The organism is Mesorhizobium sp. M0478 (genome assembly GCF_040321305.1).
GTDB lineage: Bacteria > Pseudomonadota > Alphaproteobacteria > Rhizobiales > Rhizobiaceae > Mesorhizobium.
This window is the reverse complement of record NZ_JAMYRH010000007.1, coordinates 207,302-233,443: the sequence shown is the minus strand read 5'-3', so window position 1 is coordinate 233,443 and position 26,142 is coordinate 207,302. Positions and strand designations below refer to the sequence as shown.

The 26,142-nt window shown below is 63.2% G+C and carries 29 protein-coding genes and 1 pseudogene; 9 read left to right on the top strand and 21 right to left on the bottom strand.

All coding sequences use genetic code 11. The features are described 5' to 3' along the window. Positions 1-28 precede the first annotated feature (28 nt). From NKI64_RS18810 to NKI64_RS18800, 3 genes are read right to left on the bottom strand one after another with little or no spacing between them, the layout of a single operon-like run. Positions 29-634 carry a hypothetical protein gene (locus NKI64_RS18810; protein ID WP_352669349.1) on the bottom strand — a complete coding sequence of 202 codons (606 nt, stop codon included), beginning with the start codon at positions 632-634 and terminating at the stop codon, positions 29-31. 24 nt (positions 635-658) lie between these two features. Then, the gene (locus tag NKI64_RS18805) at positions 659-1,174 is read right to left on the bottom strand and encodes a hypothetical protein (RefSeq protein ID WP_352669346.1); all 516 of its coding nucleotides are present in this window, start codon (positions 1,172-1,174) and stop codon (positions 659-661) included. Positions 1,175-1,187: 13 nt separating this feature from the next. Beyond that, positions 1,188-2,159: a DUF3592 domain-containing protein gene (locus NKI64_RS18800; protein ID WP_023822372.1), complete on the bottom strand. Its 972-nt coding sequence runs from the start codon at positions 2,157-2,159 to the stop codon at positions 1,188-1,190. Between the two features lie 163 nt (positions 2,160-2,322). Between NKI64_RS18800 and NKI64_RS18795 the strand changes: the two genes are divergently transcribed. Then, on the top strand, positions 2,323-3,264 hold the full coding sequence (locus tag NKI64_RS18795; protein ID WP_023734562.1) for a phosphoribosylaminoimidazolesuccinocarboxamide synthase: 942 nt from the start codon (positions 2,323-2,325) through the stop codon (positions 3,262-3,264). A 20-nt stretch (positions 3,265-3,284) separates the two neighbouring features. On the opposite strand, the gene NKI64_RS18790 is transcribed toward NKI64_RS18795, so the two are convergent. From NKI64_RS18790 to NKI64_RS18780, 3 genes are read right to left on the bottom strand one after another with little or no spacing between them, the layout of a single operon-like run. Beyond that, positions 3,285-4,169 carry a DMT family transporter gene (locus tag NKI64_RS18790; protein ID WP_023697600.1) on the bottom strand — a complete coding sequence of 295 codons (885 nt, stop codon included), beginning with the start codon at positions 4,167-4,169 and terminating at the stop codon, positions 3,285-3,287. Then, complete coding sequence (locus NKI64_RS18785; RefSeq protein ID WP_023694158.1) at positions 4,166-4,774, bottom strand: class I SAM-dependent DNA methyltransferase; 609 nt, start codon at positions 4,772-4,774, stop codon at positions 4,166-4,168. The genes NKI64_RS18790 and NKI64_RS18785 overlap by 4 nt, the downstream gene beginning before the upstream one ends. 28 nt (positions 4,775-4,802) lie before the next feature. Further along, complete coding sequence (locus tag NKI64_RS18780; protein ID WP_023731195.1) at positions 4,803-5,015, bottom strand: hypothetical protein; 213 nt, start codon at positions 5,013-5,015, stop codon at positions 4,803-4,805. 65 nt (positions 5,016-5,080) lie between these two features. On the opposite strand from NKI64_RS18780, the gene NKI64_RS18775 reads away from it, so the two are divergent. Beyond that, positions 5,081-6,007 carry a LysR family transcriptional regulator gene (locus tag NKI64_RS18775; RefSeq protein ID WP_023731194.1) on the top strand — a complete coding sequence of 309 codons (927 nt, stop codon included), beginning with the start codon at positions 5,081-5,083 and terminating at the stop codon, positions 6,005-6,007. Between the two features lie 21 nt (positions 6,008-6,028). Here the strand turns inward: NKI64_RS18775 and NKI64_RS18770 are convergent, their stop codons facing one another. From NKI64_RS18770 to NKI64_RS18745, 6 genes are all read right to left on the bottom strand, one after another. Continuing rightward, positions 6,029-6,535: a DUF2314 domain-containing protein gene (locus tag NKI64_RS18770; RefSeq protein ID WP_023700830.1), complete on the bottom strand. Its 507-nt coding sequence runs from the start codon at positions 6,533-6,535 to the stop codon at positions 6,029-6,031. Between the two features lie 154 nt (positions 6,536-6,689). After that, positions 6,690-7,754 carry a glycoside hydrolase family 25 protein gene (locus NKI64_RS18765; protein ID WP_023825095.1) on the bottom strand — a complete coding sequence of 355 codons (1,065 nt, stop codon included), beginning with the start codon at positions 7,752-7,754 and terminating at the stop codon, positions 6,690-6,692. Between the two features lie 281 nt (positions 7,755-8,035). Next, positions 8,036-8,227: a hypothetical protein gene (locus NKI64_RS18760; RefSeq protein WP_023669058.1), complete on the bottom strand. Its 192-nt coding sequence runs from the start codon at positions 8,225-8,227 to the stop codon at positions 8,036-8,038. 116 nt (positions 8,228-8,343) lie between these two features. Then, a complete protein-coding gene (locus tag NKI64_RS18755; RefSeq protein ID WP_023684918.1) occupies positions 8,344-8,742 on the bottom strand; it encodes a GFA family protein in 399 nt (132 codons plus the stop codon). 186 nt (positions 8,743-8,928) lie between these two features. Continuing rightward, positions 8,929-9,885, bottom strand: coding sequence for an alpha/beta fold hydrolase (locus NKI64_RS18750; RefSeq protein WP_023756447.1), 957 nt, complete (start codon positions 9,883-9,885; stop codon positions 8,929-8,931). A gap of 115 nt (positions 9,886-10,000) precedes the next feature. After that, positions 10,001-10,249 carry a ParB N-terminal domain-containing protein gene (locus NKI64_RS18745; protein WP_352669436.1) on the bottom strand — a complete coding sequence of 83 codons (249 nt, stop codon included), beginning with the start codon at positions 10,247-10,249 and terminating at the stop codon, positions 10,001-10,003. Positions 10,250-10,418: 169 nt separating this feature from the next. Between NKI64_RS18745 and NKI64_RS18740 the strand changes: the two genes are divergently transcribed. The 5 genes from NKI64_RS18740 (at position 10,419) to NKI64_RS18720 (ending at position 16,112) form a co-directional block, all read left to right on the top strand. Continuing rightward, positions 10,419-12,056, top strand: a complete 1,638-nt coding sequence (locus tag NKI64_RS18740) for a N,N-dimethylformamidase beta subunit family domain-containing protein (RefSeq protein ID WP_023690162.1) — start codon at positions 10,419-10,421, stop codon at positions 12,054-12,056. A 1-nt stretch (position 12,057) separates the two neighbouring features. Then, positions 12,058-13,431 (top strand): aminotransferase family protein, encoded by a 1,374-nt coding sequence (locus tag NKI64_RS18735; protein ID WP_023690163.1) that lies wholly within the window; start codon positions 12,058-12,060, stop codon positions 13,429-13,431. 10 nt (positions 13,432-13,441) lie between these two features. Further along, positions 13,442-14,371 (top strand): 3,5-dioxohexanoate:acetyl-CoA acetone transferase, encoded by a 930-nt coding sequence (gene kce, locus NKI64_RS18730; RefSeq protein WP_023697592.1) that lies wholly within the window; start codon positions 13,442-13,444, stop codon positions 14,369-14,371. Between the two features lie 209 nt (positions 14,372-14,580). Beyond that, positions 14,581-15,084 (top strand): GNAT family N-acetyltransferase, encoded by a 504-nt coding sequence (locus tag NKI64_RS18725; RefSeq protein ID WP_031196820.1) that lies wholly within the window; start codon positions 14,581-14,583, stop codon positions 15,082-15,084. Beyond that, the gene (locus NKI64_RS18720; RefSeq protein ID WP_023816556.1) at positions 15,081-16,112 is read left to right on the top strand and encodes a histone deacetylase family protein; all 1,032 of its coding nucleotides are present in this window, start codon (positions 15,081-15,083) and stop codon (positions 16,110-16,112) included. Before NKI64_RS18725 ends, NKI64_RS18720 begins: the two co-directional genes overlap by 4 nt. On the opposite strand, the gene NKI64_RS18715 is transcribed toward NKI64_RS18720, so the two are convergent. The 3 genes from NKI64_RS18715 to NKI64_RS18705 form a co-directional block, all read right to left on the bottom strand. Next, on the bottom strand, positions 16,113-17,375 hold the full coding sequence (locus NKI64_RS18715; RefSeq protein WP_352669336.1) for a cysteine desulfurase-like protein: 1,263 nt from the start codon (positions 17,373-17,375) through the stop codon (positions 16,113-16,115). 51 nt (positions 17,376-17,426) lie between these two features. Beyond that, the gene (locus NKI64_RS18710; protein WP_023711472.1) at positions 17,427-18,494 is read right to left on the bottom strand and encodes an aldo/keto reductase; all 1,068 of its coding nucleotides are present in this window, start codon (positions 18,492-18,494) and stop codon (positions 17,427-17,429) included. Between the two features lie 118 nt (positions 18,495-18,612). Further along, a complete protein-coding gene (locus NKI64_RS18705) occupies positions 18,613-19,155 on the bottom strand; it encodes a hypothetical protein (RefSeq protein WP_023706484.1) in 543 nt (180 codons plus the stop codon). Positions 19,156-19,485: 330 nt separating this feature from the next. Here NKI64_RS18705 and NKI64_RS18700 point away from each other — a divergent pair, with 330 nt between their 5' ends. Further along, complete coding sequence (locus NKI64_RS18700) at positions 19,486-19,650, top strand: hypothetical protein (protein ID WP_023711473.1); 165 nt, start codon at positions 19,486-19,488, stop codon at positions 19,648-19,650. A 76-nt stretch (positions 19,651-19,726) separates the two neighbouring features. Here the strand turns inward: NKI64_RS18700 and NKI64_RS18695 are convergent, their stop codons facing one another. Beyond that, complete coding sequence (locus tag NKI64_RS18695; RefSeq protein WP_023669071.1) at positions 19,727-20,233, bottom strand: DUF1993 domain-containing protein; 507 nt, start codon at positions 20,231-20,233, stop codon at positions 19,727-19,729. Positions 20,234-20,357: 124 nt separating this feature from the next. Here NKI64_RS18695 and NKI64_RS18690 point away from each other — a divergent pair, with 124 nt between their 5' ends. Further along, positions 20,358-21,416, top strand: a complete 1,059-nt coding sequence (locus NKI64_RS18690; protein WP_352669332.1) for a DUF1176 domain-containing protein — start codon at positions 20,358-20,360, stop codon at positions 21,414-21,416. Between the two features lie 36 nt (positions 21,417-21,452). Here the strand turns inward: NKI64_RS18690 and NKI64_RS18685 are convergent, their stop codons facing one another. From NKI64_RS18685 to NKI64_RS18665, 5 genes and pseudogenes are all read right to left on the bottom strand, one after another. Continuing rightward, positions 21,453-22,310, bottom strand: coding sequence for an alpha/beta fold hydrolase (locus tag NKI64_RS18685; protein WP_352669433.1), 858 nt, complete (start codon positions 22,308-22,310; stop codon positions 21,453-21,455). A 57-nt stretch (positions 22,311-22,367) separates the two neighbouring features. Continuing rightward, positions 22,368-22,630 (bottom strand): annotated as a pseudogene (locus tag NKI64_RS18680) (epoxide hydrolase N-terminal domain-containing protein); the annotation flags it as partial. A gap of 101 nt (positions 22,631-22,731) precedes the next feature. Beyond that, complete coding sequence (locus NKI64_RS18675) at positions 22,732-23,643, bottom strand: alpha/beta hydrolase (RefSeq protein ID WP_245260652.1); 912 nt, start codon at positions 23,641-23,643, stop codon at positions 22,732-22,734. Between the two features lie 185 nt (positions 23,644-23,828). Further along, complete coding sequence (locus NKI64_RS18670) at positions 23,829-25,439, bottom strand: NTP transferase domain-containing protein (RefSeq protein ID WP_352669329.1); 1,611 nt, start codon at positions 25,437-25,439, stop codon at positions 23,829-23,831. Then, on the bottom strand, positions 25,436-26,140 hold the full coding sequence (locus NKI64_RS18665; protein WP_023669076.1) for an XdhC family protein: 705 nt from the start codon (positions 26,138-26,140) through the stop codon (positions 25,436-25,438). The genes NKI64_RS18670 and NKI64_RS18665 overlap by 4 nt, the downstream gene beginning before the upstream one ends. Positions 26,141-26,142: the final 2 nt, after the last annotated feature.

The window sequence follows — 26,142 nt, the reverse complement described above, 5'->3', positions numbered from 1 at the left end:
ACGAAAGCAGACTGGAATTTTGTCGCCCCTATTGCAACACCCGCAGCGTCTGATCGTCGAACAGCGGCTCGTCCTGCCCCGCCCGAACGAACAGCACCCTCCGCCCCTCACCCGCCGGCGCCTCGAAATACTGAATACCATCCGGCATTTCGCCCCAGTCGCCGCAGGGCGGTTCGGGGACCTCATCATTGGCGAGCGCTTTCAGTTCTTTTGCATAGTCGGCATCGGGGCCGAATGTGTAGCGTTTGACGCCGGTGGGCACGGTGCCCTCGGTGTAGGGCGTCAGCACGCAGCGGGCGCTGACTGATTTGTCGGTCTTTTCCAGCAACAGGCGCAGCACCGCGGCCTCGGCGGTTTCGCCCGATTTGATGTCGAACACCTCGACCAGCGGATCGGGCGCGCCGCCATCGCTGTATTTGATGGCGAGCGCATTGCCGGCGAACTCGAAATGGATCTGGCGGAAGCCGAAATCGCAGCGCTGCGCCCAAGCGGCCAGCCCAACCGTCTTGTCGGCCATTTTTTCCCAGACGCATTTGTCGATCGGCGGGCGCGATGGCGCCGGCTCGTCCGCCCGCGCTGCGGCTGATATCGTAGCCGAGGCAAACAGCGTGCAGATCCAGACAATCAGTCTCATGGCGTTATTCATCGCTGCATCCTGTCAAAGTGAAGGCGTCCCAGGCCGAGCCGTCCGGATTGGCATTGGAGAAATCGGCAAATTCGGTGAAGGCCGCGCCGAAATCGGGCAGCAACAGCCCTTCGGCGCCGGTGTCGCTTCGCGCGAATTCAGCTGCTCGGCGCCGCCTCCGGTCAAGGCATAGACCTGGCCCATCAATATCCGGCAGAGATCGCTGCCATCCTCCAGCCCCGCTTCGCGGTCGTCGTCAGTGCAGGCGTGGTGGATGGTGCCGAGCGGAAGCGAATTTTTGCCATTGGTCCAGGTGATGTCGGCCGGCAAGCGCGTGTCGGTGTTGGGCACGGTCACCGAAAACACTTCGGCCGTCAGTGCCGCCGGCTCATTGTTCAGCGGCCGGAATTGCATCACCGCGCCCGAACGCGGCTCGCGGTAGGTGGCATGGCTGAGCAGACATTCTTTTGCGCTCGCTGCCTGCACGGCGCCGAGCAGAGCCAGGGAAACGACAGCCAGCCTGCGGACGATCATTGGATGTCTCGTCATGAAAGTGGGCGCCTCAGATAAAACCGACCAGCCACGCCGCGCCGCCCAGAAACGCGGCCGAACAGACCCACAGCAGCCAAAGCCCGCGCACCCTGCATTCGAGCACTGCCGAGGCGGGGTTGGCTGGGTCGTAATGCACGTCGACCTTGCCGCCCTCGGCATAGCTGCGCCCTTGGCCGCTGACGAGGCCGGGCATTGAAGCGGTGACCGTGGCGCCGAAGGTGACGCGGTCTGAGGTGTAGTGCTGGCCTGCGACGCCGTAGCTGTACACGATGCGGGATTTGAAAACGGTGCTCCAGCGTCGATGGCCGCTGTAGTTTCGTAGCGCCTGCAGACCGGAGGAATCGATGCGGCCGGGCGCGACCGGCCATTTTGCCGCCCGCTCGGCAAGCGACTTCTGGACGAAGGCCATGCGCAGGATCATCAGGCCCATGAACAGCAGCAGCGCTCCGGCGCCGAGGTTCTGCGGCTTGGGCAGGTGCGGCCGGATCGCCTCCAGCACGCCACCGAGCGAAAACACCAACACCACCGTGCCGATCACCAGCCCGGCCGAGAGCTTGACCATGAACTTGAAGGCGCCGTCCGGCAGGGTGCGTTCGATCACGGCCTTGCCCGGATCGGCCGGATTGTAGAAGACGGTCACTTCAGCGCCGGGGGGAAACTGCGCCAGGGTTTCGGTGACTTCGAAATTCCCCAGATTCTCCTTCACGCTGTAGCGCGAGCTTTGATATTTCTTTTTACCGACCTTGTATTCGAAGGTGATCGCCGGAAAATTGCGCATCTCGGTGGTGTCGCTGCTGTCCGAGCCGACGCCCGACCTTCTGACTTCACGCGCCTCGACGCGCGACGAGATGATCTTGCCCGGCGCCGGCAGCCAGTGGCTCATCGCCTGCACCTCGCGCCATTTGACGAAGGTGATGAACGACAGACCACCCGCGATCGCGCAGGCAAATCCGACAATCAGAAATTTGAGCTCTACGTCCACCGCGTCCCCCAGGAGTGCAGGAAGCTGCAAATAGATAGCACGGCGAAGGCAATGTCTTGATTATTCGCAAAGGACGAACCGCCCTTCCTCGGGTATCGAAGCCCCGCCAACTTTGTTAAGAGTCGCCCAAACTGTTAGGAGCCACGAGACCAGGATGACAGCACTGCGCGTTCTCTCGGATGCCTTCATTCCGGAACTCCCGAACCACTACAAAGGCAAGGTCCGCGAGAATTACGATCTGCCGGATGGCCGCCGCATCATCATCGCCACCGACCGGCTGAGCGCCTTCGATGTGATCCTGACCGCAATACCGCTCAAGGGAGAGCTGCTGACGCAGACGGCGCGCTACTGGTTCGAGGAAACGGCGGACATCTGCCAAAACCATGTGCTCGATTATCCCGACCCCAATGTCGTTGTCGGCACCAGGCTCGACATTCTGCCGGTGGAAATCGTCGTTCGCGACTATCTCGCCGGCACCACCAGCACTTCGGTGCTGACGAAATACAAGAACGGCGAACGCGATATGTACGGCATCCGCCTGCCGGACGGATTGCGCGACAATGAGAAGCTGCCGCAGGCCATCATCACGCCGACCAGCAAGGCGCTCGATGGCGGTCACGACGAGCCATTGACGCGCGACGAGATCCTGACGCGCGGCCTGTTATCGGAAGAGCAATGGGACACAGTCTCGCGCTATGCGCTGGCGCTGTTTGCGCGCGGCAAAGCGTTGGCCGCCAAGCGCGGCCTGATCCTGGTCGACACCAAATACGAGTTCGGCACGGACAAGGATGGCGCCATCATCCTTGCCGATGAAATCCATACGCCCGACTCAAGCCGCTACTGGCTTGCGGCAAGCTATGAAGAGCGTTTCAAGGCAGGCGAGCGGCCGCAAAGTTTCGACAAGGACTTTATTCGCGCCTGGGTAACCGCGCGCTGCGATCCCTACAAGGACCGTATTCCGAAAATCCCCGCCGAACTCATCGAGCAGACGTCGCGTGTCTATACGCAGGCCTTTGAGACCATCACAGGCAAGACCTTCACCGCCGATATCTCGGGAAAGACGGTGCTGGACCGCATTCGCGAGAACCTGCGACCTTATTTCTGACGGCGGCTGGCGGCCGCCGGTCAACTTGCCGAGGTCGCGGACACGGACGGTTCTGGCGGAGCGCGCCACGTGCCGAGATATGATCCGCACAGGATGAGCGCGAAGGCCGCGACAATGCCGATATCGAGCGGCTCCGAAAGCACGAGCACGCCGGCTGCCACGGAGACGGCGGGCGCCACATAGGTTATGACGACCGCCCGTTCGGGGCCGATCTCCCGCACCAGCAAGAAGTAGGTGGCGAAGGCAATCGCCGTGCAAAACACGCCAAGACCGAGGATTGCGCCAACCACCGTTGTCGACGGCATGGCCGCCGGCCAGGCCAACGCCGCCGGCACAGCGTAGATCAGCGCGGCCCCTGCCAGACAGACTGCCGTCAGCGAGGTTGCCGGCACATCGTTCAGCCAGCGCGACGCGATGATCGAACCCGAGGCATAGCAGGCCGCGGCCATGAGAATCTCGACGACCGCGAGAAATCCGCCACCCAAGGTCGGCAGCGCCAGCACGAAAACACCGGCAAAACCGAGGAAAAGGCCGGTCCAGCGGCGTATCCCCAGCCGCTCATCCGAGCCCATCAGCTTGGAGAGCGCGACGGTTACGGCCGGCGTCATGGCAATCAGCAGTCCGGCGGTGGAACTGTCGATGCTGACTTCGCCATGGGTGATCAGCCCCCATGGCAGGATCATCTCGACCAGACAGAATGCGGCGACCGCCCGCCAATGTGTCTTCAGCCATCCGAAACTGCGCTGGACAAGGACGAAGGGCAGCAGCGCCAGGGCGCCGACGGCTGTTCGGGCAAAGACCAGGAAGGGCACCGACACCTCGGCAACCGCCAGCTTGATCAACAAATAGGGAATGCCCCACAGGAGGCTGAGCAGCACGAACAAAAACAGTCCGCGGCGCGTCATGACGGCCTCACAGCCAGAAAGGTGGTCCACTCTTCGCGATCGCGGCCGACGTTGAATTCGTCTCCGACAAGAACCAGCCCGGCGTTTTCGAGGCGGGCCGCGAAGTCGTCCCTGCGCCAGTAGACCGTATGATATTCGCCGCTCTTCTCGCCGTCGCCAATGCGCATCGAGACGAGGAAGGCGCCGCCCGGCCGCAGCGACCCGGCAATCTTGGCAAGCACCTGGTCGGCCTGCTCGCGCGGCACGTGGATCAGGACGCACAATGCGAGCACCGCGTCGTAGGGGCCGCCGAGATCGTCGGTGATGAGATCGAGAAACTCACCATGCTTGCCGCGTGCGGCCTGCAACTCGAGAAACCGCTTCGTTGCGTCTGTGCGCCGAACCTGGACACCGAGCCCTTCGACGAAGTCCGCATCGTATCCGGGTCCCGAACCGACTTCAAGAATCCGGCCACCTTTGCCGGCGATCTTCACCAGGCGCTTCAGCCATTTCTGTTCTCTTTGGTTCGGAACGTGCCGCACCAGAGCGTCGTAGCGTTCGGCATAGTCCTCATAGGCGTTGATCGTTTGTCGGCTCTTCGCCAGATCCTCGGATAACACAGTCATCTTTCCCTCCCCTGGTCAAAGAGCTTGCTTAGCCAATGGTGCCGGGAGGCACGCGTCCGTCAAGCATGCCGATATCCCTGAGGAAATGATCCGACAGCGAGCGGCGGTCGAGCAGGCCGTGCTTGCGAGGTCTGAACGGCGCGGTGAAGAGGTCGAGCATCGGCCGGCGAAGCGTGTTGTAGAGAGCGATGGTGGTGGTCATTGCCGTATCCTCCAGGGTTTGATCCGATGAATGCAGCATGCCGTTTTCCGGGCTTGGTTTCCAATCGAACGTCGCGTAGTATGCATCAGCAGGATTGATGCGTCATGAGCTGGGAACTGCCACCATTAGGAGCCATCAGGGTCTTTGAAGCCGCGGCCCGGCTGGGCAGTTTCACCAAGGCAGCCGAAGAACTCGGCATGACCCAATCAGCTGCCAGCTATCAGATAAAGGTGCTGGAAGAACGTGCCGGAACGCCGCTTTTCGTAAGAAAAACAAGGCAGATCGCGCTGACCGAGGCCGGACAGCAGCTGGCGCCGCACGCAACAGGCGCGTTCTCGACCCTGGCCGACGCATGGGTCGCCACCAAGGGTGGAGCGACCGGCGTGCTGTCGGTGACGACGATGGAAACCTTCGCATCGAACTGGCTGGCCGTATGGCTTGGAACATTCCAGCTGATGCATCCCGACCTTGCCGTGAAGGTGAATACATCGCACGGGCTGGTCGATTTCACGCGCGGCGACATGGATGTCGGCATTCGCACCGGCAGTGGAAATTGGCCGGGACTGACGGCTCACTATCTGTTCAAGGCGGACTATACGCCGATGCTCAGCCCGAGACTCGCCGAAAGCGTCGGCGGCATCCACCGCCCCGAGGATCTCTACCAACTGCCGCTATGCTGTGCCGACGATCCCTGGTGGGAAATCTGGTTCAAGGCTGCCGGCGTGCCGTTCGAGCCCGATCGCGTCATCGCTGGCCCGAAACTGGGTACGCAGGCCTATGATGCGATGGCGGCGCTAACCGACAAGGGCGCCGCGATCCTGACCAAAAACCTTTACAGCGCCCTGTTGGAAAAGGGCCAGTTGATACAGCCATTCGGCGTGCTTGGATCGGACGGCGACGGCTATTGGCTGGTGCATCTGGAGAGCCGCCGCAACGCGCCCAAAATCAAGGTGTTTCGCGACTGGGTGCTGGCGCAGACGGCAGAGATACGCGAACGCGAAAAGCGCGACAGCCCTCTAGGCCCGCGATAAAACTCGCCCGCGCCTCAACCCTCAGTCCTTGAAGGTCAACCCGTACTTTGCAACCTGCTCCTTCGGCATATCCGCAAGCGCCTGGCGCGTGGTGTAGCCGCCGTAGATCACCTTGCCGTTCTTGATCATCCAGTCCTCGACGTCGGCCTCGGTTACCGTCATCCTGTCGCCCATCTTGTACTTGTTGCCATTGACCGGCACGTCAGCAAGCAGGCCGATATAGGAGCCTTCGCTGTAGCCCACCAGCTGCAGCCAAATATGCTCGGTGGCGCCGTTCTGGGTCAGCGGGAATTTTACCGTGTAGGTGCCCGGCGTGCCGGCGTCCATCAGTTCGTGGAAGCGCTTGAGGGTCGAGCGGCCGCTGTCCTTGGCGGCCTGCATCGCCTTGTCCTCGGTGGAATAGGACACGACGTTCTGCTTCGACTCCGCCAGCGAAGCGCCACTTCCGCCCGGCATGTGGCCGAGCGAACTGAAAAACCCGTAGCCGACGGCGGCGGCAAGTGCGACAGCCACAACTGGATTGCGCATGGATCCCTCCGAAAACCCGATCACGGGCACGTTACCGGAAGGCTGTTGCGATACCGCTAAAGGACACAGTGAGCGGATCGTTAGCGAGACGCTGAAAATTCAACCCAAGGCGCAGCGGCAGGCAGCGCAGGCGCACCGGCACCGGGCCTGACGTTCAATCGGCGTCGGCGACGGTCGTCTGCCCGCCTGCCCATGCCCGCCAGGCGCGCTCGTCGCCATGGAAGACGTTGAGGTCGATGCGGCCGGTCACGCCGTGCGACAGGCCGGAGCCGGAGTACTGCCAGAATAGCCATTTGCGGCCGGGATAGACTTTTGAGGGATGCCGCGCCACGGCGCGCAGCCAGAACGGATAATCGAGAAACGCACCCTTGAGATTGTCGCGATAGAAATCCGGTGCGGTGTAGATGATGGGCCGCTGGCCGTAATGGCGCTCCAGCTTGTCCATGAACACCTTCATCTTTTCCAGCACGGTGGCCCGCGACGGCCGCCGCTTGCAGGAAGATTCGCCGTTCCACTCGACATCGATTACCGGTGGCAGCGCGCCTTCGACCCTCGGCACATTGCGGATGAACCAATCGGCCTGCTCGCCCGCAGTGCGGCACCAGTAGAAGAAATGATAGGCGCCGCGCTTCAGCCCGGCGGCGTCGGCATTGCGCCAGTTCTTCATGAACATCGGGTCGAGATGGTCGCCGCCATCGGTCGCCTTGATATAGGCGAAGTTGGCGCCCTGGGTACGCAGCTTGCCCCAGTTGACATTGCCCTGCCAGCGCGAGACGTCGACGCCGTGGACGGCAAGGTAGCGTGGCGAAGCCTTGCCGAAATTGATCGGCTTGGCGTCGCGGAAACCGTAGCGGGTGACCGGCGAGGCCAGCATGGCCGGCGCCGCGCGCGTCAACCGCTTCGGCGCAGACATCAGAGCGGCGGGCTCGAGCTGTGGTCTGGTGCTCCCCTGCGGCGTGCCCGCGACGATGGCCTCTTCTTCCTCGACCATGGAAAAGGGCGGCGCATTGTCGGCCACAGCGTTGTCGGCCACCATGTCGGACCGCATCGGCGCGAGGTCGGCGGTCTCCGCCGGAGCCGCTGCGACCGGCGCGCTCGGACGCACGACCGAACTGGTCGTCTCGTTCGACGGTTGCAAGCCATCGACGCCCGCTGTGGACGAACAGCCGGCAAGCCACAGCGATGCCAACATGAAACTGACGACGGCTGAAATCCGCATCTGGACCTGTACGCAAAACACAACAGACCGAAGGCAAACAGACGCCGCCGGACAAACCGGCCTCGATTACTAACGAGAAATTACCAACAAAGTTTGAATCAAGTTGTTAGGAATTGGCCCTCTTGTCTTCTCCCCCTGTGGGAGGAGGTGGATCGGCGCGTAGCGCCGAGACGGATGAGGGGTGTTCCAGCGGAGTGAGGCGTTGGCGTTCCCTGGAACACCCCTCATCCGACCGAGCTTCGCTCGGCCACCTTCTCCCACAAGGGGAGAAGGGGAAGCCCTTACCTTCCCAGCCATTGCTGCATGCAGCTTTTCGCCACCACATGCGCCGGTGGCACGGCGTCGGCCGCCGGGCGGCGGGCACGTTCGAGCAGCAGGCGAACCTGTTCGGGGCGCACGCGGTCACGCTCCATGACGAGGAGGACCATCGGATCGCTCAAAAGCTCGTCCAGGGTGCTGATTCTGTCGCTCATCGGTCGTCTCCTCGATACCGGCCCGCAGACGATAGATAGGCAGCCAATCATGGCCCGCCAATGACGCTTTGCCGGCTATGTCGTGGTTTCGGGATTAATTTCCGGTAAGGCCGGCGTCAGTTCGGAGGCGGCGCGCCTTCATGGTGCGGCAGGCCGTCATCGAGCTGCAGCCAGGGCTGCTTCGAGGCGGTCCACATATGCATCTCCGGCTTGAACAGCGAGGGATCGTCGAGCGAGCCGGTGGTGATGCCGACGATGCCGGCGGAGTCGCGTCGGGAAAACAGCGTGGTGCCGCAAGCGGCGCAAAAGCCGCGCTTGAGGTCCGGAGAGGTGTTGACCGTCGCCACCTCTCCCTCGACGGTGACATCGTCGATGCGAAACAAAAGGCGGGCGTTGAAGGCCGCGCCGATCACCTTCTGGCAGCGCCGGCAATGGCAGACGCGCTGATTGAGCGGCGCCGCCTCGGTGCCGTAGCGCACTGCCCCGCAATGGCATCCGCCCTGGTATTTCGTCATCATTCGAACCCATCACACTGAAGGTCTCTTGATGATATCGACAGGTACCTTTCGGTCAATTGAAAAGCCCTGATGGCGCCATCGATTGCGCCGATAGGACTAATGGCTGCGCCAGGGCTTCGTGGTTTCGCAGGCACAAAAAAGCCGGCCGCCTCTTCGAGACGGCCGGCATGTATCTCAGGCAAGCTATTTCGTTTCGCTGAGGACTTCGTCCCAGGTCTTCACCTTGGTTTCGCCATTGAGGAAGGGCAGTGCCGCGGCCGTCAGCTCCGGTGCGAAGAAGACGTCGTAGTGGGTGCGATTGGGAATGATGGCCAGCCGGTTCTGCGACAGGTTCTCACGCATCCAGCCGGCATCCTTCAGCCCGCCGCCGATCATCTGGTAGAACCTGATCTCGTGCTCGGGCTTGTACATGTCGCTGTCGCCATAGGCCAGCATAACTGGCATCTTCAGCTTCGCCACATCGGCGGAATAGTCGTAATCCTTGCGCATGAAATTGCCCAGCGCGTCGAGCAGTTTGGGGAAATCGTCGGGACGTGGGGCGACGGCGACGTAGGATTTGTACATCGGCGTGTCCTTCATGAAATCGGCGGCGGCCGCGCTCACCTGCGCCTGCTGGCCGCGCATCTCGTCATAGAAGCCATTGGCGGCGAAGCCGGTCGAGACCAGGACCAGACGTCTCACCGTCTCGGGATGCTGAACGGCCATACGGAAGGCGACGCCGCCGCCCAGCGAATAGCCAAGCACGTCGACCTTGTCATAGCCGAGCGCCTTGACGATACCAGCCATGTCGTCGCCCATCCCCTCCAGGCTGAAGGGTCGCTCGCCGAGCGCGGTGCGGCCATGGCCCTGCAGGTCGACGGCAATGATGGTGCGGTTTTCCGCCAGCTTCGGCAGCAGCGGCGCGAACATGTCCGACGTGCCAAGGCCGCCATGCAGCAGAAGCAGCGGTTCTCCCTTGCCATAGACGGCATAGTAGTAATTCAGGCCGTCGATCGGCAGCAAGCCGGACTTTTCCGGCTTCGGCATGGCTGTTGCTTCGGTGGTCATGGCGGGCTTGGTCTCCTCTGCATTGGCTGGGCCGGGCGCTGCAAACAAGGCAGCGACCGAGGCAAGAATGGCGAAATAGATTCGTCTGGACATGTCGGTCTCCTCAGGTTCCCCCCAAGGACGAGCGAGCACGCCGCGTGCCGACATGCCCTGCGAAAAAATCCGCGGAAGAATGATCGGTTTGGCTGTTGTCGATCGGTCGCGCGCCTCAGTGGCGCTTGGCTTGCACCAGATAGACGTCGATCTCGGTCTCGCCGAGCCATTTGGCGGCTTCCAGCCGGTGCAGGCCCTCGACCAGGATGTGGCGCTTGCCGTCATGGCGAACCTGGATCGGCGTCTTCATGCCGTTTTCCAGTATGTCTTCGGCCAGATGCCGGACCGTTTCGGGATGCAGCGTCTTCTTGCGCGCCGTCGGCACGTAGATTTCGTCGACCTTGACCTTCTGCACTCTCAGCATACCGGCTCCCGAGGCGGAAAATGCCGCCTCGCCTGAGATAGTCGGTTTGCCGGGTGCGGCCAAGAGCGGCCAAGCAATTGTGTCGTATGCAATTGCTGGCCCGATCGTTTCCATTTGACGCTTGGCCGGCAGATGGCCGAAATGGCGGCCTGTCACTTTTCCGGTGTTCATGACCCAACTGCCGACCGAATTTCCCGATTTCGGACTGACGCCCGAGCAGCGCCGCGAGGCAGTGCGCGGCCATTACTATGAATGGCCGGGAATGGACGGCGAGCGCGGCGAGATCTGGTGTTATTCCAACCGCTTTTCCTACCGCGCCGGCGAGACCGTGACGCTGCATGTCAGTTCGAGAGTGCCGCGCTTCAGCATTGTCATTGTCCGCGACGGCGGCAGCGAGACAAAAGTCTTCGAGCAAACGGGGCTTTCGGCGCGCTGGCAGGATACGCCCGACCAGTGCTCGGTCGAAGGCTGCGGCTGGGAGGCGTCGTTTCAATTCAGCATCGGCAAGGATTGGCCGTCCGGCGCCTACCGGCTGACGCTGACGGCGGACGGCGGCGACGGCAAGCCGATCCACTGCCACCACCTCATCATCGTCGCGCCCCTGCCCGGCAAAAAGCCCGGTCGCGTGCTGCAGGTGGCGGCGACGGGCACCTGGCTGTCCTACAACACCTGGGGCGGCTCCAACGCCTATCAGGGCATCACCGGCCCGGGCCGCGACCAATATGCGCGCATGGTGTCGACGCAGCGGCCCTGGTGCCGCGGCTTCGTGGTGCTGCCCAAGGATGCGCCGCGCGTGCCGCTGGAGGTTGCGGTGCCGCCGAAAACAGTGCCGCGCTATCCGCACATGGAATGGGCGTACGCCACCGGACATTCGAAGAAATACACCTCCTCCGGCTGGGCGAGCTATGACAGCCACTTCTTCCGCTTTGCCGAGCGGGCCGGCTATGGCGTCGATCTCGCCAGCCAGCACGATTTGCACTTCTCGCCCGAGATTCTCGACGGCTACGACTGTGTGGTCTTCGTCGGCCATGACGAGTACTGGACCTGGGAAATGCGAGACGCCGTCGACAGCTACGTCGAGCGCGGCGGTCATGCGGCGCGCTTTGCCGGCAATTTCATGTGGCAGACCAGGCTCGAGGACGAAGGCCGGCGGCAGGTCTGCTACAAATACCGGGCGCGCGCCGAAGACCCGGCCTATGGCGGCGACGTCACCCGCGCCACCAACTCCTGGGAAGCGCCTGAGATCGGTCGTCCCGGCGCAATGACGTTCGGCCTCAACGCGACGCGCGGCGTCTATGCCGGCTGGGGCGGATGCGCACCGCGCGGCATGCGCGGCTTTCCGGTCTATCGGCCCGAGCACTGGGCCTTTGCCGGCACCGGCATGTACTATGGCGACCTGCTTGGCGCCGACAGTCATGTCTATGGCTATGAGGTCGACGGGCTCGATTTCGAGATCCGCGGCGGCCTGCCCTATCCGACACCGGACAGCGGTGCGCCTGACGGGCTGCAGGTGCTGGCCGTCGGCATGGCGAGCCAGGTCGAGGAAAGCGCCGACATCCCGATCGAGGACCAGTTTCTCACCGACGAGGATGGCCGCTTTACGGCCGAAACGCTATTTGGCGAGGCGACCGACGCCAATCTGGAAAAAGTCAAACGCGGCAACGGCATGATCGTCAATTTCCCGCGCGGCAAGGGCGAGGTTTTCCACGCCGGAAGCTGCGAATGGGTGGCCGGCCTGCTCAGGCAGGATCCGATGGTCGAGCGCGTGACCAGGAATGTAATCGATCGCTACCTCGGAAAGTCCTGACATGCAGAAGCCCTCATCAACTGGTTCAGAAACGCGCGCGCCATCGCACCTGTTCTACCTCTCCAGCCTGCGCCGGCCGCTGATCGACCGCGCCGAAGGCATCTATATGTGGACGCAGGACGGCCGCCGCTTCATCGACGGATCGAGCGGGCCGATGGTCGCCAATATCGGTCACTCCAACCGCAACGTGCTCGATGCCATGAAGCGGCAGATGGACCGCGCCACCTTCGCCTACCGGCTGCATTTCGAGAACGAACCGGCGGAAGAACTGGCGCGGGAGCTCGCCGGCAAACTGCCGGAGGGCATGGACCGAATCTTCTTCGTCTCCGGCGGTTCGGAGGCGACGGAATCCTGCATCAAGCTGGCGCGGCAATGGGCGGTCGCGACCGGCCAGCCGAAGCGCTGGAAGGTTATCACGCGTTTTCCCTCCTATCATGGCGGCACGCTGGGTTCGCTTTCGATAACCGGCGACGATGCGCTGGCCGAAACGTTCACACCGATGATGCGGGTGATGCCGACCGTGCCGGCGCCGACGGCATGGCGCGACCGCGACAATCTTTCGATGGAGCAGCGCGGCGTCCGCTATGCCGACATGCTGGAGGAGAAGATCCAGGCCGAGGGCCCGGACAGCGTGCTCGCCTTCATCATGGAGCCGATCGGCGGTGCGGCGACTTCGGCCCTCGTCGCACCGGACAGCTATTATCCGCGTATACGCGAGATCTGCGACCGCTACGGCATCTTGCTCATCCATGATGAAGTGATGAGCGGCGCCGGCCGCACCGGAAAATTCCTTGGCGGCGACCATTGGAACTGCAAGCCCGACATCGTCGCGCTGTCGAAGGGGCTTGGCTCCGGCTATGCGCCGCTCGGCGCGCTGGCCGCCCCGATGCGGCTGGTCGAGCCGCTGCTGGCGTCGGGCGGCTTCCAGCATGGCCACACCTATGCCGGCAATCCGCTCGCCTGCGCGGCCGGGCTCGCCGTGCTCGGCGAGATGGACCGCCTCGACCTGATCGCCAACGCCGCCGCGATGGGCGACGTGCTGATGGACGGGCTGAAAGGGCTGGCGAAGCGTTTTCCGTTCATCGCCGATGTCCGAGGCAAAGGCCTGCTCACCGGCGCCGAGATGGTTGCCGATCCCGAAACTCTACGGCCGATCGAACAGGGCAAGAAAGCCACGCAGCGCCTGCTCGACCTCGCCTACGAGCGCGGGCTGATCATCTACGGCCGCAGGGTCAAGGGCGGTGTCGACGGCGACAATTTCATGGTGGCGCCGCCGATGATCGTCACGGCTGAAGAGGTCGGCGAGATCATTTCCATCATCGGCGATTCGCTGGAAGTTCTGGCCGCCGAACTCGACCTGCCGGTCGAAGGCTGAGGGCTAAAGAATGGCGCCGAGGAAAGTCATCATCACCTGCGCGGTCACTGGCTCGGTGCACACCCCGTCCATGTCGCCCTATCTGCCGGTGACGCCGGACCAGATCGCGACCGACGCCATCGCGGCGGCCGAGGCTGGCGCCTCAATCCTGCATCTCCACGCCCGCGATCCCAAAGACGGCCGGCCGACCGCCGATCCTGAGGTGTTCATGCAGTTCCTGCCGCGCATCAAGCAAGCGACCGATGCGGTGATCAACATCACCACCGGCGGTTCGTCGCTGATGACGCTCGACCAGCGGCTGGCGGCACCACTGCGGGCCGAGCCGGAAATGTGCTCGCTCAACATGGGCTCGATGAATTTCGCGCTGTTCCCGATGCTCGACAAGCCAAGGGAGTGGCAGCACGAGTGGGAACCAAAGCTGCTCGAAGCCACGCGCGACACCATCTTCAAGAACACCTTTGCCGATATGGAAGGCGTGCTCGAAAGGCTCGGCAAGGGCTGCGGCACGCGCTTTGAGTTCGAATGCTACGATGTCGGCCATCTCTATTCGCTGGCGCATTTTCGCGACCGCGGGCTGGTGTCGGGGCCGCTGTTCATCCAGTTCGTGCTCGGCATTCTCGGCGGCATCGGCGCCGATCCCGACAATCTCATCCATATGAAGCGCATCGCCGACAAGCTGTTCGGCGACAGCTACCAGTTCTCGGTGCTCGCCGCCGGCCGCCATCAGATGCCCCTGATCTCGATCGCGGCGGCGATGGGCGGCAATGTCCGCGTCGGGCTGGAGGACAGTCTCTACGATGGACGGCAATTGGCGAAATCCAATGCCGATCAGGTGCGCAGGATACGCGCCATTCTCGACGGGTTGTCGCTGGAAGTCGCAACGCCGACCGAGGCGCGCGAGATGCTGGCGCTGAAGGGTGGCGATAGGGTGGCGTTTTGAGATGATTGATCTGCGATGATGGCGTTCTGGCACACCCCCCTCTGGCCTGCCGGCCATCTCCCCCTCAAGGGGGGAGATCGGATGTCACTGCGGCCTTCGCCAATCTCAATCGTTGCAAAATGGATGGCAGCGCCAAAGCTGCCAATCTCCCCCCTTGAGGGTGAGATGTCCGGCAGGACAGCGGGGGGTGCCTGGGCGCCTTGCCTATCGTGAGTACAGTCACCCTCCGCCCCGGCACCATCGACGACGTCGACACCATCCATGCCGCGCTGCTCAAGCTCGGCACCCATATCGGCGCGCATCAGGAGATCACGTCCACTGCCGACGATCTCCGCCGCTACGGCTTTGGCGACAAACCCGCCTTCTCCACCCTGATCGCCGAGATCGGCGGCGATTTTGCGGGGCTCTGCCTGCATTTCCCGATCTTCTCGACATGGATGGGGCGGCCCGGCGTCTATATCCAGGACCTCTATGTCGAGGACCGGTTTCGCGGCCGCAAGATCGGCGAAAGACTGCTGCGCCGGGTCGCGCGCGACTGCCGCCGGGATGGCGGCGCCTATCTCAGGCTGTCCGTCGACACCGACAATGACGGCGCCAAGGCTTTTTATGAGCGGCTGGGCATCGCCTGGTCGAGCTACGAGCAGACGCAGAAGATTGTTGGCGATGCCTTTTTCGCCTTTGCCGATGCAGCGCAGGATGGGGACGCGGAATGAAAGCCTTCTTTGCCGAGGAGCAGAAACGCCACGACCCGAAGGCCTTTCTGTCCAGCGGTGCGCCGCAGCCCAATCCCGAACAGCCGGAGCGGGTAGAGCGATTGTTAGCCGGCGCAAAATCCGCCGGATTGATGATCGAGCGGCCCAGGGAACATGGCCTAGGCCCGGTGGCGGCCGTGCATACGCCGGAGTATCTCGCCTTCCTCGAACACATTTTTGCGCGCTGGCAGCGCATCGAGGGCGCATCCGCGGAAGTCATCCCCAACATCCATCCACTGGCCCGCACAGGGTCCTATCCGGCCTCGGCGGTCGGCCAGGCCGGCTACCACATGGCCGACACCGCTTGCCCGATCTCCGCCGAAACCTGGCAAAGCGCGCTGTGGAGCGCCTGGAGCTCGGTCGAAGCGGCGGAAGCTGTCATGGCAGGCGCGCCTGCCGCTTATGCGCTCTGCCGGCCGCCCGGCCATCATGCCTTTGCCGATGTCGCCGGCGGCTTCTGCTTCATCAACAATTCAGCGGTCGCGGCCCAGGTGTTGCGCAAGCAGGCAGCGCGGGTGGTGATCCTCGATGTCGACCTGCATCACGGCAACGGCACGCAAGGCATCTTTTATACGCGTTCCGACGTCCTGACGGTGTCGCTGCACGCCGATCCGGTGCGCTTCTATCCGTTCTTCTGGGGCCATGCCGATGAGCGCGGCGAAGGTCCGGGCCTCGGCTATAATTTCAACCTGCCATTGCCGCGCAAATCAGCCGACGCGGCGTTTCTGGAGGCCCTCGAAGTGGCGTTCCAGCGTATCCGCGCCTTTTCGCCGGACGCGCTGGTCGTGGCGCTCGGTCTCGATGCGTTCGAGGGCGATCCGTTCGGCGGGCTTTCGGTGACCACGCCCGGTTTCTCGCGGATCGGCGAGGCAATTGCCAAGCTTGGCCTGCCGACGATTATCGTCCAGGAAGGCGGCTATCTCTGCGACGCGCTCGGCGACAATCTCACGGCGTTCCTCACCGGTTTCGCGGCAAACAGCGATAGCTGACTAGCGCTGCTGCCTCAGCATGGCGATCTCCCGGTGCACGCTTTCCAACGTCTCGTCGATCTCTGCCGCCGTGTTGTAGTGCGCAATACCGATGCGCACGACGCCCTGCTCGGCCGGAATGCCGAGATGGTGGACGATCTCCCAGGCGTAGTTGTGACCCGACCATAGAAAAATGTTCTCGGCATTCATCTGCCGCACGACCGTCTCTGGCACGATGCCGTCGACGGTGAAGGACACGGTCGGCACGCGCTCAATGACACGCTTCGGATCGGTGATGCCGCGGATGGTCAGACCCTCGATGGCGGACAGCCCATCGATCAGCCTCAGCGCCAGCGGGTTTTCGTAGGCGATCGACACTTCGTATGCCTTTGCGATCTTTTGCCTTCGCGAACCGCCCTCGCCGGCCGCAGCGCCGAGTTCGGCGAAGTAATCGACCGCTGCGGTAAGTCCGGCCATCAGTTCGATCTGTGGCGTGCCGAGTTCGAAGCGCTCCGGCAGGCCATTGGACGAGCAACGGCATTTGTAGGGTTGCAGCGCATCGATGATGTCTCGACGTCCCCACAATATCCCCATGTGCGGGCCGAAGAACTTGTAGGCCGAACAGATCAGGAAGTCGCAGCCGAGGTCCTGCACGTCGACCAGCCCGTGCGGCGCGAACTGCACGGCATCGACATAGACGAGCGCGCCGGCCTGTTTGGCGATGGCCGTCAGCGCCTTGAGCCGGTTGATCGAGCCGGTGAGGTTCGACGCATAGTTCAGCGCAACGAGTTTTGTCCTGTCGGTAAGCAGAGCGCTGAGCGCCGCCTCCTCGACCTGCCAGCTCTCTTCGTCGAAGGGCAGGAAGCGCACGACGAGGCCAAGATCTTCGGCCAGCTGCAGCCAGGGCGAGACGTTGCCCTCATGATCCATGCGGGTGACGATGATCTCGTCGCCCGGCTTGAAGCCGCGGCCGAGCGTGCGCGACATGTGATAGGTCAGCGTCGTCATGTTGGCGCCGATGATTATTTCCTCCGCGCTCGCTGCACCCAGGAAATCGGCCATCGCCGCATGGGCGTCGTCGAACACCTTTTGCGCGGCAAGCGTGGTTTCGAAATAGCCGCCGAGATTGGCGTTGGTGGTGAGGAGGCAGCGCGCCACCGCGTCGGCAACCGCTTGCGGCACCTGCGTGCCGGCCGGATTGTCGAGATAGATGCGCCGGCGGCCCTTGTCGGTCAGGTCCAGCGCCGGAAATTTTCCCCTGACGGTCTCGATCGGAAAATCCATGGCTGTCCCTTCCCCTTGTCTTTGCTCGGCAATTCCGGCCAAATGGTCTGCTTATGGGCACGGATTGCCGACGCGCTGGTGGATCGCATCCACGCCCTTCTGCATCTCGTCGGTCCAGGTCACGTCGGCTGACGACAGCGCCATCTCAAGCTGGGCAATCGTCGTCGCGCCGATGATGCTGGAAGTGACGAAAGGCCGGCTGGCGACATAGGCGTTGGCAAACAGCGCCGGTTCAAGGCCGAAGGAGCGCGCCAGTTTATTGTATGCGAGCTGCGCCTCCGCCGCATTTGGCGTCTCGTAGCGCTGGCCGCGGTTGAACAGCTGCGAGCGCGAACCCTGCGGCCGTGCGCCATGGTCGTATTTGCCGGTGAGATAGCCCTGCGCCAGCGGCGAATAGGCGAGAAAGCCGACATCCTCGCGTTCGCAGGCCTCGGCGAGGTTCACCTCGAACGTGCGGTTGACCAGATTGTAGGCGTTCTGCAGCGAAACGACGCGCGGGCCGACGCCCTTGTCGGCCTCGGCGATGAAGCGCATGACGCCCCAGGAGCTTTCGTTCGACAGGCCGAGATGGCGGATCTTTCCCGCCTTCACGAGTTCCTCAAAGACGGCGAGTGTCTCGGCGATCGGCGTCTCGCCGGGCGGCGCGCCAACGGCATCGGCACGGCGCGGCACAGCACCCACGCGGGTCGGGTTGGCGCCCCAGGGGATGTCGCGCTCCGGCCAGTGGATCTGGTAGAGGTCGAGATAGTCGGTGCCGAGCTTGGCCAGCGATTTGTCGATGGCGTCAAAGATGTCGGCGCGCACCAGTTTTGACGGCCGGTCGCCACGAAACCAGCGGTTGGCGGTGCGGCCGACCACTTTCGAGGCCAGGATGACCTTGTCGCGATTGCCCTTGGCCTTCATCCAGCTGCCGATGAACTTCTCCGTCCGCCCCTGCGTCTCCTCCTTGGGCGGTATCGGGTAGAGCTCGGCCGTGTCGATGAAATTGACCCCGCGCGCAAAGGCCAGATCCATCTGCGCATGGCCATCGGCCTCGGTGTTCTGCTGGCCCCAGGTCATCGACCCCAGGCAGATCTGGGTAACAAGAAGATCGGTCCGACCGAGACGGCGTTTGTGCATGGGGTTTCTCCGGCGGGAGGTTTGCGCGGCTACGCGGGAAGGAAGCCGCATGTATAGGGAAAGCGGCGCCGCTCTCCAACCCTCAGGGAACCCGACTTTTGCGTGAACCCTGGAAAAGTCAGCGCCGGACGCCGGCCAGCGCGCGCCGCTTGGCCTCATCGATCAGCATATTGGCCACCTGCATGCGGATCATGGCGCGCTGGCGCAGATGCGGCGCGACGCGGTCGGGGTGGTTGGCGAAGGCGAAGCTGCGGCGCATGCGGCCGAGATCGGCGTTCTTGACTGGATGATCGAGGCCGAGCTCGACGGCGATCGCGTCAGGGTCGATCGGCGGCAGCTTTTCCTCGGGCTTTGCCTCCTCGCCGGCCAGCGCCAGCTTGGCATGATCGAGAAGGGCGGCAAATTCTGCGGCCAGATCGGCTCCCGCCTCGCGGTATTCGGCGGCGAATGTTTCGCCCGAGACCTTGATGCGGCCGGAATGAAGCTCGTCGGCCACGGAGAGATAGTCGAACGGGATCGACGGCCGGGCGCTCGTCTCTTCCGCCGCCTCATCCTTGTCGGAGGCAACGAACAGATCGTCGAGCAAGGAAGCGAAATCCCGCTTGGCGCCGATGTCAGCCTCCCCCTCGTTTAAGCGTGCGAACAGAGCCGGTCGCAGCATAGAACCGGCTCGTTAAAAATGAATGCCGCTGATCTTAACCAGTTTAGGCGTTTGCGAGGCTTGCGCGGGCCCGGTTGGCGATGTGCAAGACCCAACAAAAAGCCGGACTGCATTTGCATGCAGTCCGGAAATTCGCCAGGAGTGGCGAGGAAAAGCCGGCCATGTGCCAGCGTCTATGCATACGGTGGGGATGCGCCACAAGTTTCAGCGCACGCGGCAATTGTGCCGAAAAAAATTCGCTTGGAATGGCTGCCATGCAAATGCTGCACTGCACAATCTTCACAATTTTCCTATACTCGGCGCCGTGGAGGATCAACAAGGGGCCGAATCATGGGGTTCTTCACTGAAATGTTTGCCCGTCCGCGTCCGCAGGAGCATCTGCGTTATCGTTCCGCACTGGCGTTGCTGCATTCGATGAGCAATGCCGACCGCGCCGACATCGGCATCAAGCCGGCCGACTTCCCGCGCATAGCCCGCGAAATGTCACCGCGTTGATCAAGGCCTTGGCGCCGAACCAGCGTCAAACGAAGTTTCCCGGCAGCGACCGGGAAACCTCGGAATGCCGAATTCGTCAACGATTCCCGAGATAGGCACCCTTGGTCAGCGGCACGCCATTGTGGCGCAGGATGTCGTAAGCCGTGGTCACGTGGAAATAGAAGTTGGGCATGGCGACATGCAGCAGATACTGCATGCCGGGCATCGAGGCTTCGCGCTGGCCAAACTTCAGTTCGACCACCCTTTCATCCGAACCATCGAATTCGGCGGCCGAGAATGACGCCAGCAGATCGAGCGTCTTGGTCAGGCGCGCCTGAAGCTCGGCGAAGGTCGCTTCATTGTCTTCGTATTTCGGCACCTCGCGACGGGCCAGCCGTGATGGCGCGCCCTTGGCGTGGTCGGTGGCGACCTGCACCTGCCTGACCAGCGCGTACATGTCGGGCGCCAACCTCGCGGTCAAAAACACCTGCGGGTCGATCTTGCGCTCGGTTGCATTCTGTTCGGCCGCCGACAGCACGCCGGACAGCGCCTTCAGCCTGGCCGAAAACACCGGCACCGAGGCTTCATACATCGATAGTGTCACGTTCAAATCTCCATTGCGGCTGAAGCGCCGACGGCGGGACGTAGCGCCTTCCCGGAGGATTTTTCAAGCGTCACCACGTCGCCGCAATCTCTATGATAGACTCCTTCGTGGTGGAGATTCTCCGATGAGACGCGTCTTTCTGGCAGCGGCCGCCTTTTGCTCCCTTGCCGCATCCGGCCAGGCTGTGTTCGCCGACGATGAACCGGCAGCCGATGACCAGGCCCCTTACGTCGATGACAGGTCAGACGCCGAGGCCGTCATCCGCTCGCTCTACAGCGCCATCAACCGGCACGAATTCGCCCGCGCCTGGGCTTACTACGGCGATACCAAGCCGGCAAAGGATTTCGATACCTTCGTCAAGGGCTATGACGGCACCGGCAGGGTCGACGTCGAAACCGGTGCTGTTTCCGACGAGGGCGCAGCCGGCAGCATCTATTACAGCGTTCCGGTCGCCATCCGCGCCACCGGCAAGGACGGCAACGAGGCGGTCTTCGCCGGCTGCTACACGCTGCGCCAGGTCAGCGCTCAGATCCAGGCCCCGCCATTCCGCCCGATCTTTATCGACAAGGGCGCGCTGAAGCCGTCCAAGGCCGATTTCGAGGAGGCTCTGCCGCCAAGCTGTGGTGACGGGCCGCCGCCGCCGAAGAAGGACACCGCACTCGAGCAGGTGAAGAAACTGTTCGCCGCCGATTATGGCGATCAGTGTGACAAGCAATTTCTCGGCGAGGAGCCGAACATCTTTTCGATCAAATACAAGGCAAAGGACGCGGCTGCCAGCGATCCCGACAAGGAAACGCGGCTTTTCGAGTTCTACTGCCAAGCGGCAGCCTATAACGCAAGTTCGGTCTACTACATGACCGACGAAGTATCGGGCGTGCAGCAGTTGCAGTTCACCGAGCCCGAAATGGATATCCGTTACGAGAACAATGACAGCGACGGCAAACTGCTGGGCATGGATATCATCGGCTTCCGCACATCCGGCTGGGCGGCCAATTCCGAATATGACGAAGACGCCAAGACGCTGACCACGTTCAACAAATGGCGCGGCATCGGCGACGCCTCGGACAAGGGGATATACCTGTTCCGTAACGGCGATTTTTCCCTCGTCCAATATGATGTGGACGCGTCTTACGATGGCGAGGAGAACCCGCAGACGGTGGTCGACTACAACACCGCGCCGTAGGGATCTTATCAGGAACCGCCGCGCTCAAGCAGTCCTTCACATTCGCCTTCTCGTTTCAGGCCGGGAACGCATCGGCCGGAAGAAGGCGCGAATGTCCTCGACCAGAAGACTCGGTTCCTCCAGCGCAGCGAAATGGCCCCCTCGCGGCATCGATGTCCATCGCTGAACGTCAAAGACCCGCGCCACCCAGGATCGAGGCGGCATCGGCAACTCGCGAGGGAAAAGCGCTACCCCAAATGGCGGCGAAACGCGTTCCAGCGTCTCGAACGCAAGAGGGAACAGTCGATTCTCCTTGTAGAGCCGCAAGGACGAGGTGAGCGCGTTGCTGAACCAATAGAGCGAAACATCCGTAAGGAGCGTGTCCATGCCGAAGGTGCGCTCCACGTCACCGTCGCAATCGCTCCAGCTACGGAACTTCTCGATCATCCAGGCTGCGAGACCGATCGGCGAGTCTGTCAGCGCATAAGCAAGCGTCTGAGGCTTCGTGCCCTGCAGATGGGCATAGGCGCCCTCCGTTGCCGTCCAGGCCGCGGCCTTTTCCAGAAAGGCCTGCTCCTCAACGGTGACAGGTGGCAGACCTGCACCCAAGGGTGGCCGATAGCTCCCGGGAATGTAATTGACGTGGACGCCAAGCACGCTTTCGGAATGGAGCCGTGCCATCCAGGCGGAAACGCCTGCGCCGATGTCGCCTCCTTGGGAAGCGAAGCGGTCGTAGCCGAGCCCGCGCATCAACTGTACCCATAACTCCGCGATGCGGCCGGAATGGAAGCCTGGTTCCGTCGGCGCCTGCGAAAAGCCGTATCCGGGCAAAGAGGGAACTACCACGTGGAAAGCGTCGGCCGGGTCACCACCATGGGCAGCTGGGTCTGCCAGCAATGGAATGACGTGTTCCATTTCGATGAACGAGCCGGGCCAGCCATGCGTTATGATCAGCGGCAGCGGCGCCGGTCCGTTGCCTGGCTGGTGGACAAAGTGGACATCTAGGTTGTTCAGCCTCGTCAGATATTGCGGCAGCCGGTTCAGCCGCGCCTCTTGCACTCTCCAGTCGAAGCGGTCTCGCCAGTAATCCGCAAGGCGCTTGATGAACGGCAGCTCGGCCCATCGTTCCAGCCCGCTTCGCTTAGCGGAATTGGCCATCGTGTTGCGCTAAGCCGGCGCTGGAGATCTTCAAGTTGTTCGTTCGGAATTTGGATCTTGAAGGGGTGGGCGTCCATCGCTGTGCTTCCGATCTGTTGGATCATATCAGCCTACACCTAAGAGGATATCGGCCGAACCATGATTGCCAAAACCAAGGGGCACCCCTGGGCGATATGCCTCAGGGCGCCTTCGACAGCATCCAGTTCAGCGTTTGGCGCCAGTCGACCATGCGGATCGGCGTGCCATGGGTGCCGGTCTCGAACCGGACGAACCGGGTCGGATAGGCTTTCGAGTTCGCAGTGATGGAGCGGAAGAAGGCTTCCTGCTTCTCCACGGGAAAGACCGGATCCTTGCTGCCTTGGCCGAAGAACACCGGCACATGGCGCCTGTAGGCCGGGCTCGACAGGAAACCGTCATCCCACAGCGAGCCGAGCAGCAGCAGCCCGTTTATGCGCCGTCCCGTATCGTTGCGGCCGGCCAGCTTCCAGCACAGCGCACCACCCATAGAGCCGCAGGCGACGAAAATCTTGGCGTCCGGCGAGGCCTCGGCATAGTGGCCGATCAGCGCCGCGACCTGGGCCGCGCCCTTGTCGCCGAAATCGGTGAAATCGGGTGAGAGATAGAGGCCGCCATTGCCGGCCATCAGGTTCTTGATGCGGTTGAAATTGCCGCCGAAGGTGAAGTCGTCGACGCCCTGCTTGCGGCTGCCGCCCTGCCCGTGCAGGTAAAGCACGATGATGCCGGCGCCTTCGGTCTTACCGACGGCGACATGCCTGACATCGCCGGCATCGGTTTTCAGCATCAAATCCCGCTGCACCTTGCGCACGCCGGTGTCGGTATACTTAGCCTGCACGCGCTTTTCCGGCACCTCGTCGCGGTCGTTGATGTCGCGCATCTCGCGATAGTCGATGACGGTGTAGGCGCCTTTGTCCGTGGACGAGAGCGTCGCCGGATAGGCGAAGAGGTCATCCTTGTAGGGTTTTAGTTCGAGCGCGTCGGCGTGGGCGGCAGAGAACAGGAAAAAGAGCGAAATCAGAAGGCTATGGAGCGCGGCCGCCCCCCTCTGGCCTGCCGGCCATCTCCCCCTCAAGGGGGGAGATTGGATATCACGCCGCCTTCCGCCAATCTTCAAAGCTGCAGGATAGACGCCGCCATCGAGGCTGCTGATCTCCCTCCTTGAGGGAGAGATGGCCGGCAGGCCAGAGGGGGGTAGAAGCGCTGAGGCAAGTAAAGAGAGAGCCATGCTAAAGGCATGCGTTTTTCGGCTTCGCTTTGTCAATCCTGCAGCACGCCGCCGGCGTCTTCCAGCGCCTCGCGGGTGTCGACATCGATCGACGCGCCGTCGCCGATCTCGACGTCGATGACATCCAGTCCCTCGGCCTCGACCAGATGGCGGGCGCCGGTGTCGCCCTCGAGGTGAGCGATGCCTCCAAACAGCGCGCGTGGCAGCAGCACCGGATTGCCGCGGCGGCCGTCATGGGCGGCACGCACCACTGAGCGGCCGCCGTCCCTACGGAAGGCCTCGATCAACCGGTCGAGATCGGCCGATGAGATACCCGGCATGTCGCCGAGTACGATCATGGCGCCGGCCGCCTCGGCTCCAACGCGGGCAATGCCGGCTTTTAGAGACGAGGACAGGCCGTCGGCAAAATCCGGATTGTCGGCGAAGATCACGTCGAGGCCGGTCAAGGCTTGGTGCACCCGCTCACGCTGGTGGCCGGTGACGACAAAGGTGCTGGTTGCCTTCGAGGCCAGTGCGCGCTCGACTGTCCGGCGCACCAGCGGTTTGCCGTCGAACAGCGCCAGAAGCTTGTTCGGCCCGCCCATGCGGCTGGAGCGACCGGCGGCCAGAAGCACGATCTCGACCTTCAGCCCGGCTCTCGCCGGCAGCGGCTCGCGCGGCTGCGGCCGGGTCGGGATTTCCATCAAGAGGCCGCCAACGCCCATGCCGGCGATGTCCTTGGCGGTGACGTCGAGGCCGGCGATCAGCCTGTCGAGCACCCAATCGAAACCGTTCTCCTTGGGGCTGCGGGCGCAACCGGGCGCGCCGATGACGCGCTTGCCGTCGAGCGTGCCCAGCACCAGCAGATTGCCGGGATCGACGGGCATGCCCGCGCGGATCACCGTGCCACCTGCTGCCTCGATCGCCGCCGGAACGACATCGTTGAAATCGCTCATCGCCGAGGCGCCGAAGATCACCACCATGTCGTTGTCGCGCGCCAGCGCGGCCGCTGCCTCGGCTACAGGCGCGATCTCGTGCGGCGTGCGGCGCTCCGTCGTCAGCCGGCCGCCGGAGCGTGCCAGCCGGGCCTCGGTGACGCGCAGCGTCTTGTCGAGCACGCTGGCCTTAATGCCGGGCAGCATCGTCTGAATGACGCCGATGCGCACCGGATGGTAGGCGTTGACGGCGAAGATCTCGCCGCCGGCGCAGATCTTCGTCACCTTGTCGACCAGAGCCGTGGCAACAGCGAACGGGATGATCTTGACCGTCGCCACCATTTGCCCCGTCTCGACAGGTGCGTGCTGCGCCAGCGTGGCGATGGTGATGGTCGGGTCGACCGCATTGATGGCGTCGATCATGGCGGCATCGACGGTGAAGAGACCGGCGGCCTTGGCATGGAGGTTGACGCGGCCGGTCGCGGCCGGTTTTGCCTCGATGTTGCGGTGGGCCATGCTGGCAGCAATCTTTTCGGCCGCCGCATCCTCGCTGAGGTCATCGGCGGCAAGCACCGCCACGACGATCTCGGTAATGCCGGCCGCCTTCAGCACCGCCACGTCCTGCGTGCTCAGCCTGTGCGCCTTGCGGAAACGCCGCTCGCCCGCCGTCGTGGCATGCGCCAGCACCGCGCCTTGCGCCTGATCGATCGGGATCGGCCCGAACTTCACGCCGCCGCGCCTTTGGCTTCGAGACCGCGCGAGCGAAAGGCGTGGATCGTCTGCGCCAGGATGGCGACGGCGATCTCGGCCGGGCTCGCCGCGCCAATGTCGATACCGATCGGTGCGTGGATGCGGGCGATCTGGTCGGCGCTGGCGCCGAGCGCCAGCAGGCGCTCGACGCGCCTGGCGTGTGTTTTGCGGCTGCCGAGTGCGCCGACATAGAAACAGTTGGCGTCGAGCGCGGCCTTCAGTGCGAAATCGTCGATCTTCGGATCATGGGTGACGGCGGCGAGCGCCGTATAGCTGTCGAGCGGCTGGCGTTTCAGCACATCCTCCGGCCATTCGGCATGGAGTGCTACATCGGGAAAACGGTCCGGGGTGGCGAAGGCGGTGCGCGGATCGACGATCTCCAGGGGATAGCCGGCGATCCTGGCCATCGGCGCCAGCGCCTGACTGATATGGACGGCGCCGACTACCACCAGGCGCGGCTGCGGCAAATGCGCGTTGAGGAAGAAGGTGCGCCCTTCAGCCTCGACCGAACCCGAATTGCCGGTGCGGAAAGCCTTGGCGATCGCTTGCCCGAGATCGCCGGCAACCTGGTCGCCTTCTCGCACGATGCGGTCGCGGCCGTCGCCGAGATCGGTGACCAGGATCGCGGCGCGGCGGGCCCGGCGTTCGGCATTGAGGGCTTTGAGAGCGTAGGGATCCATGC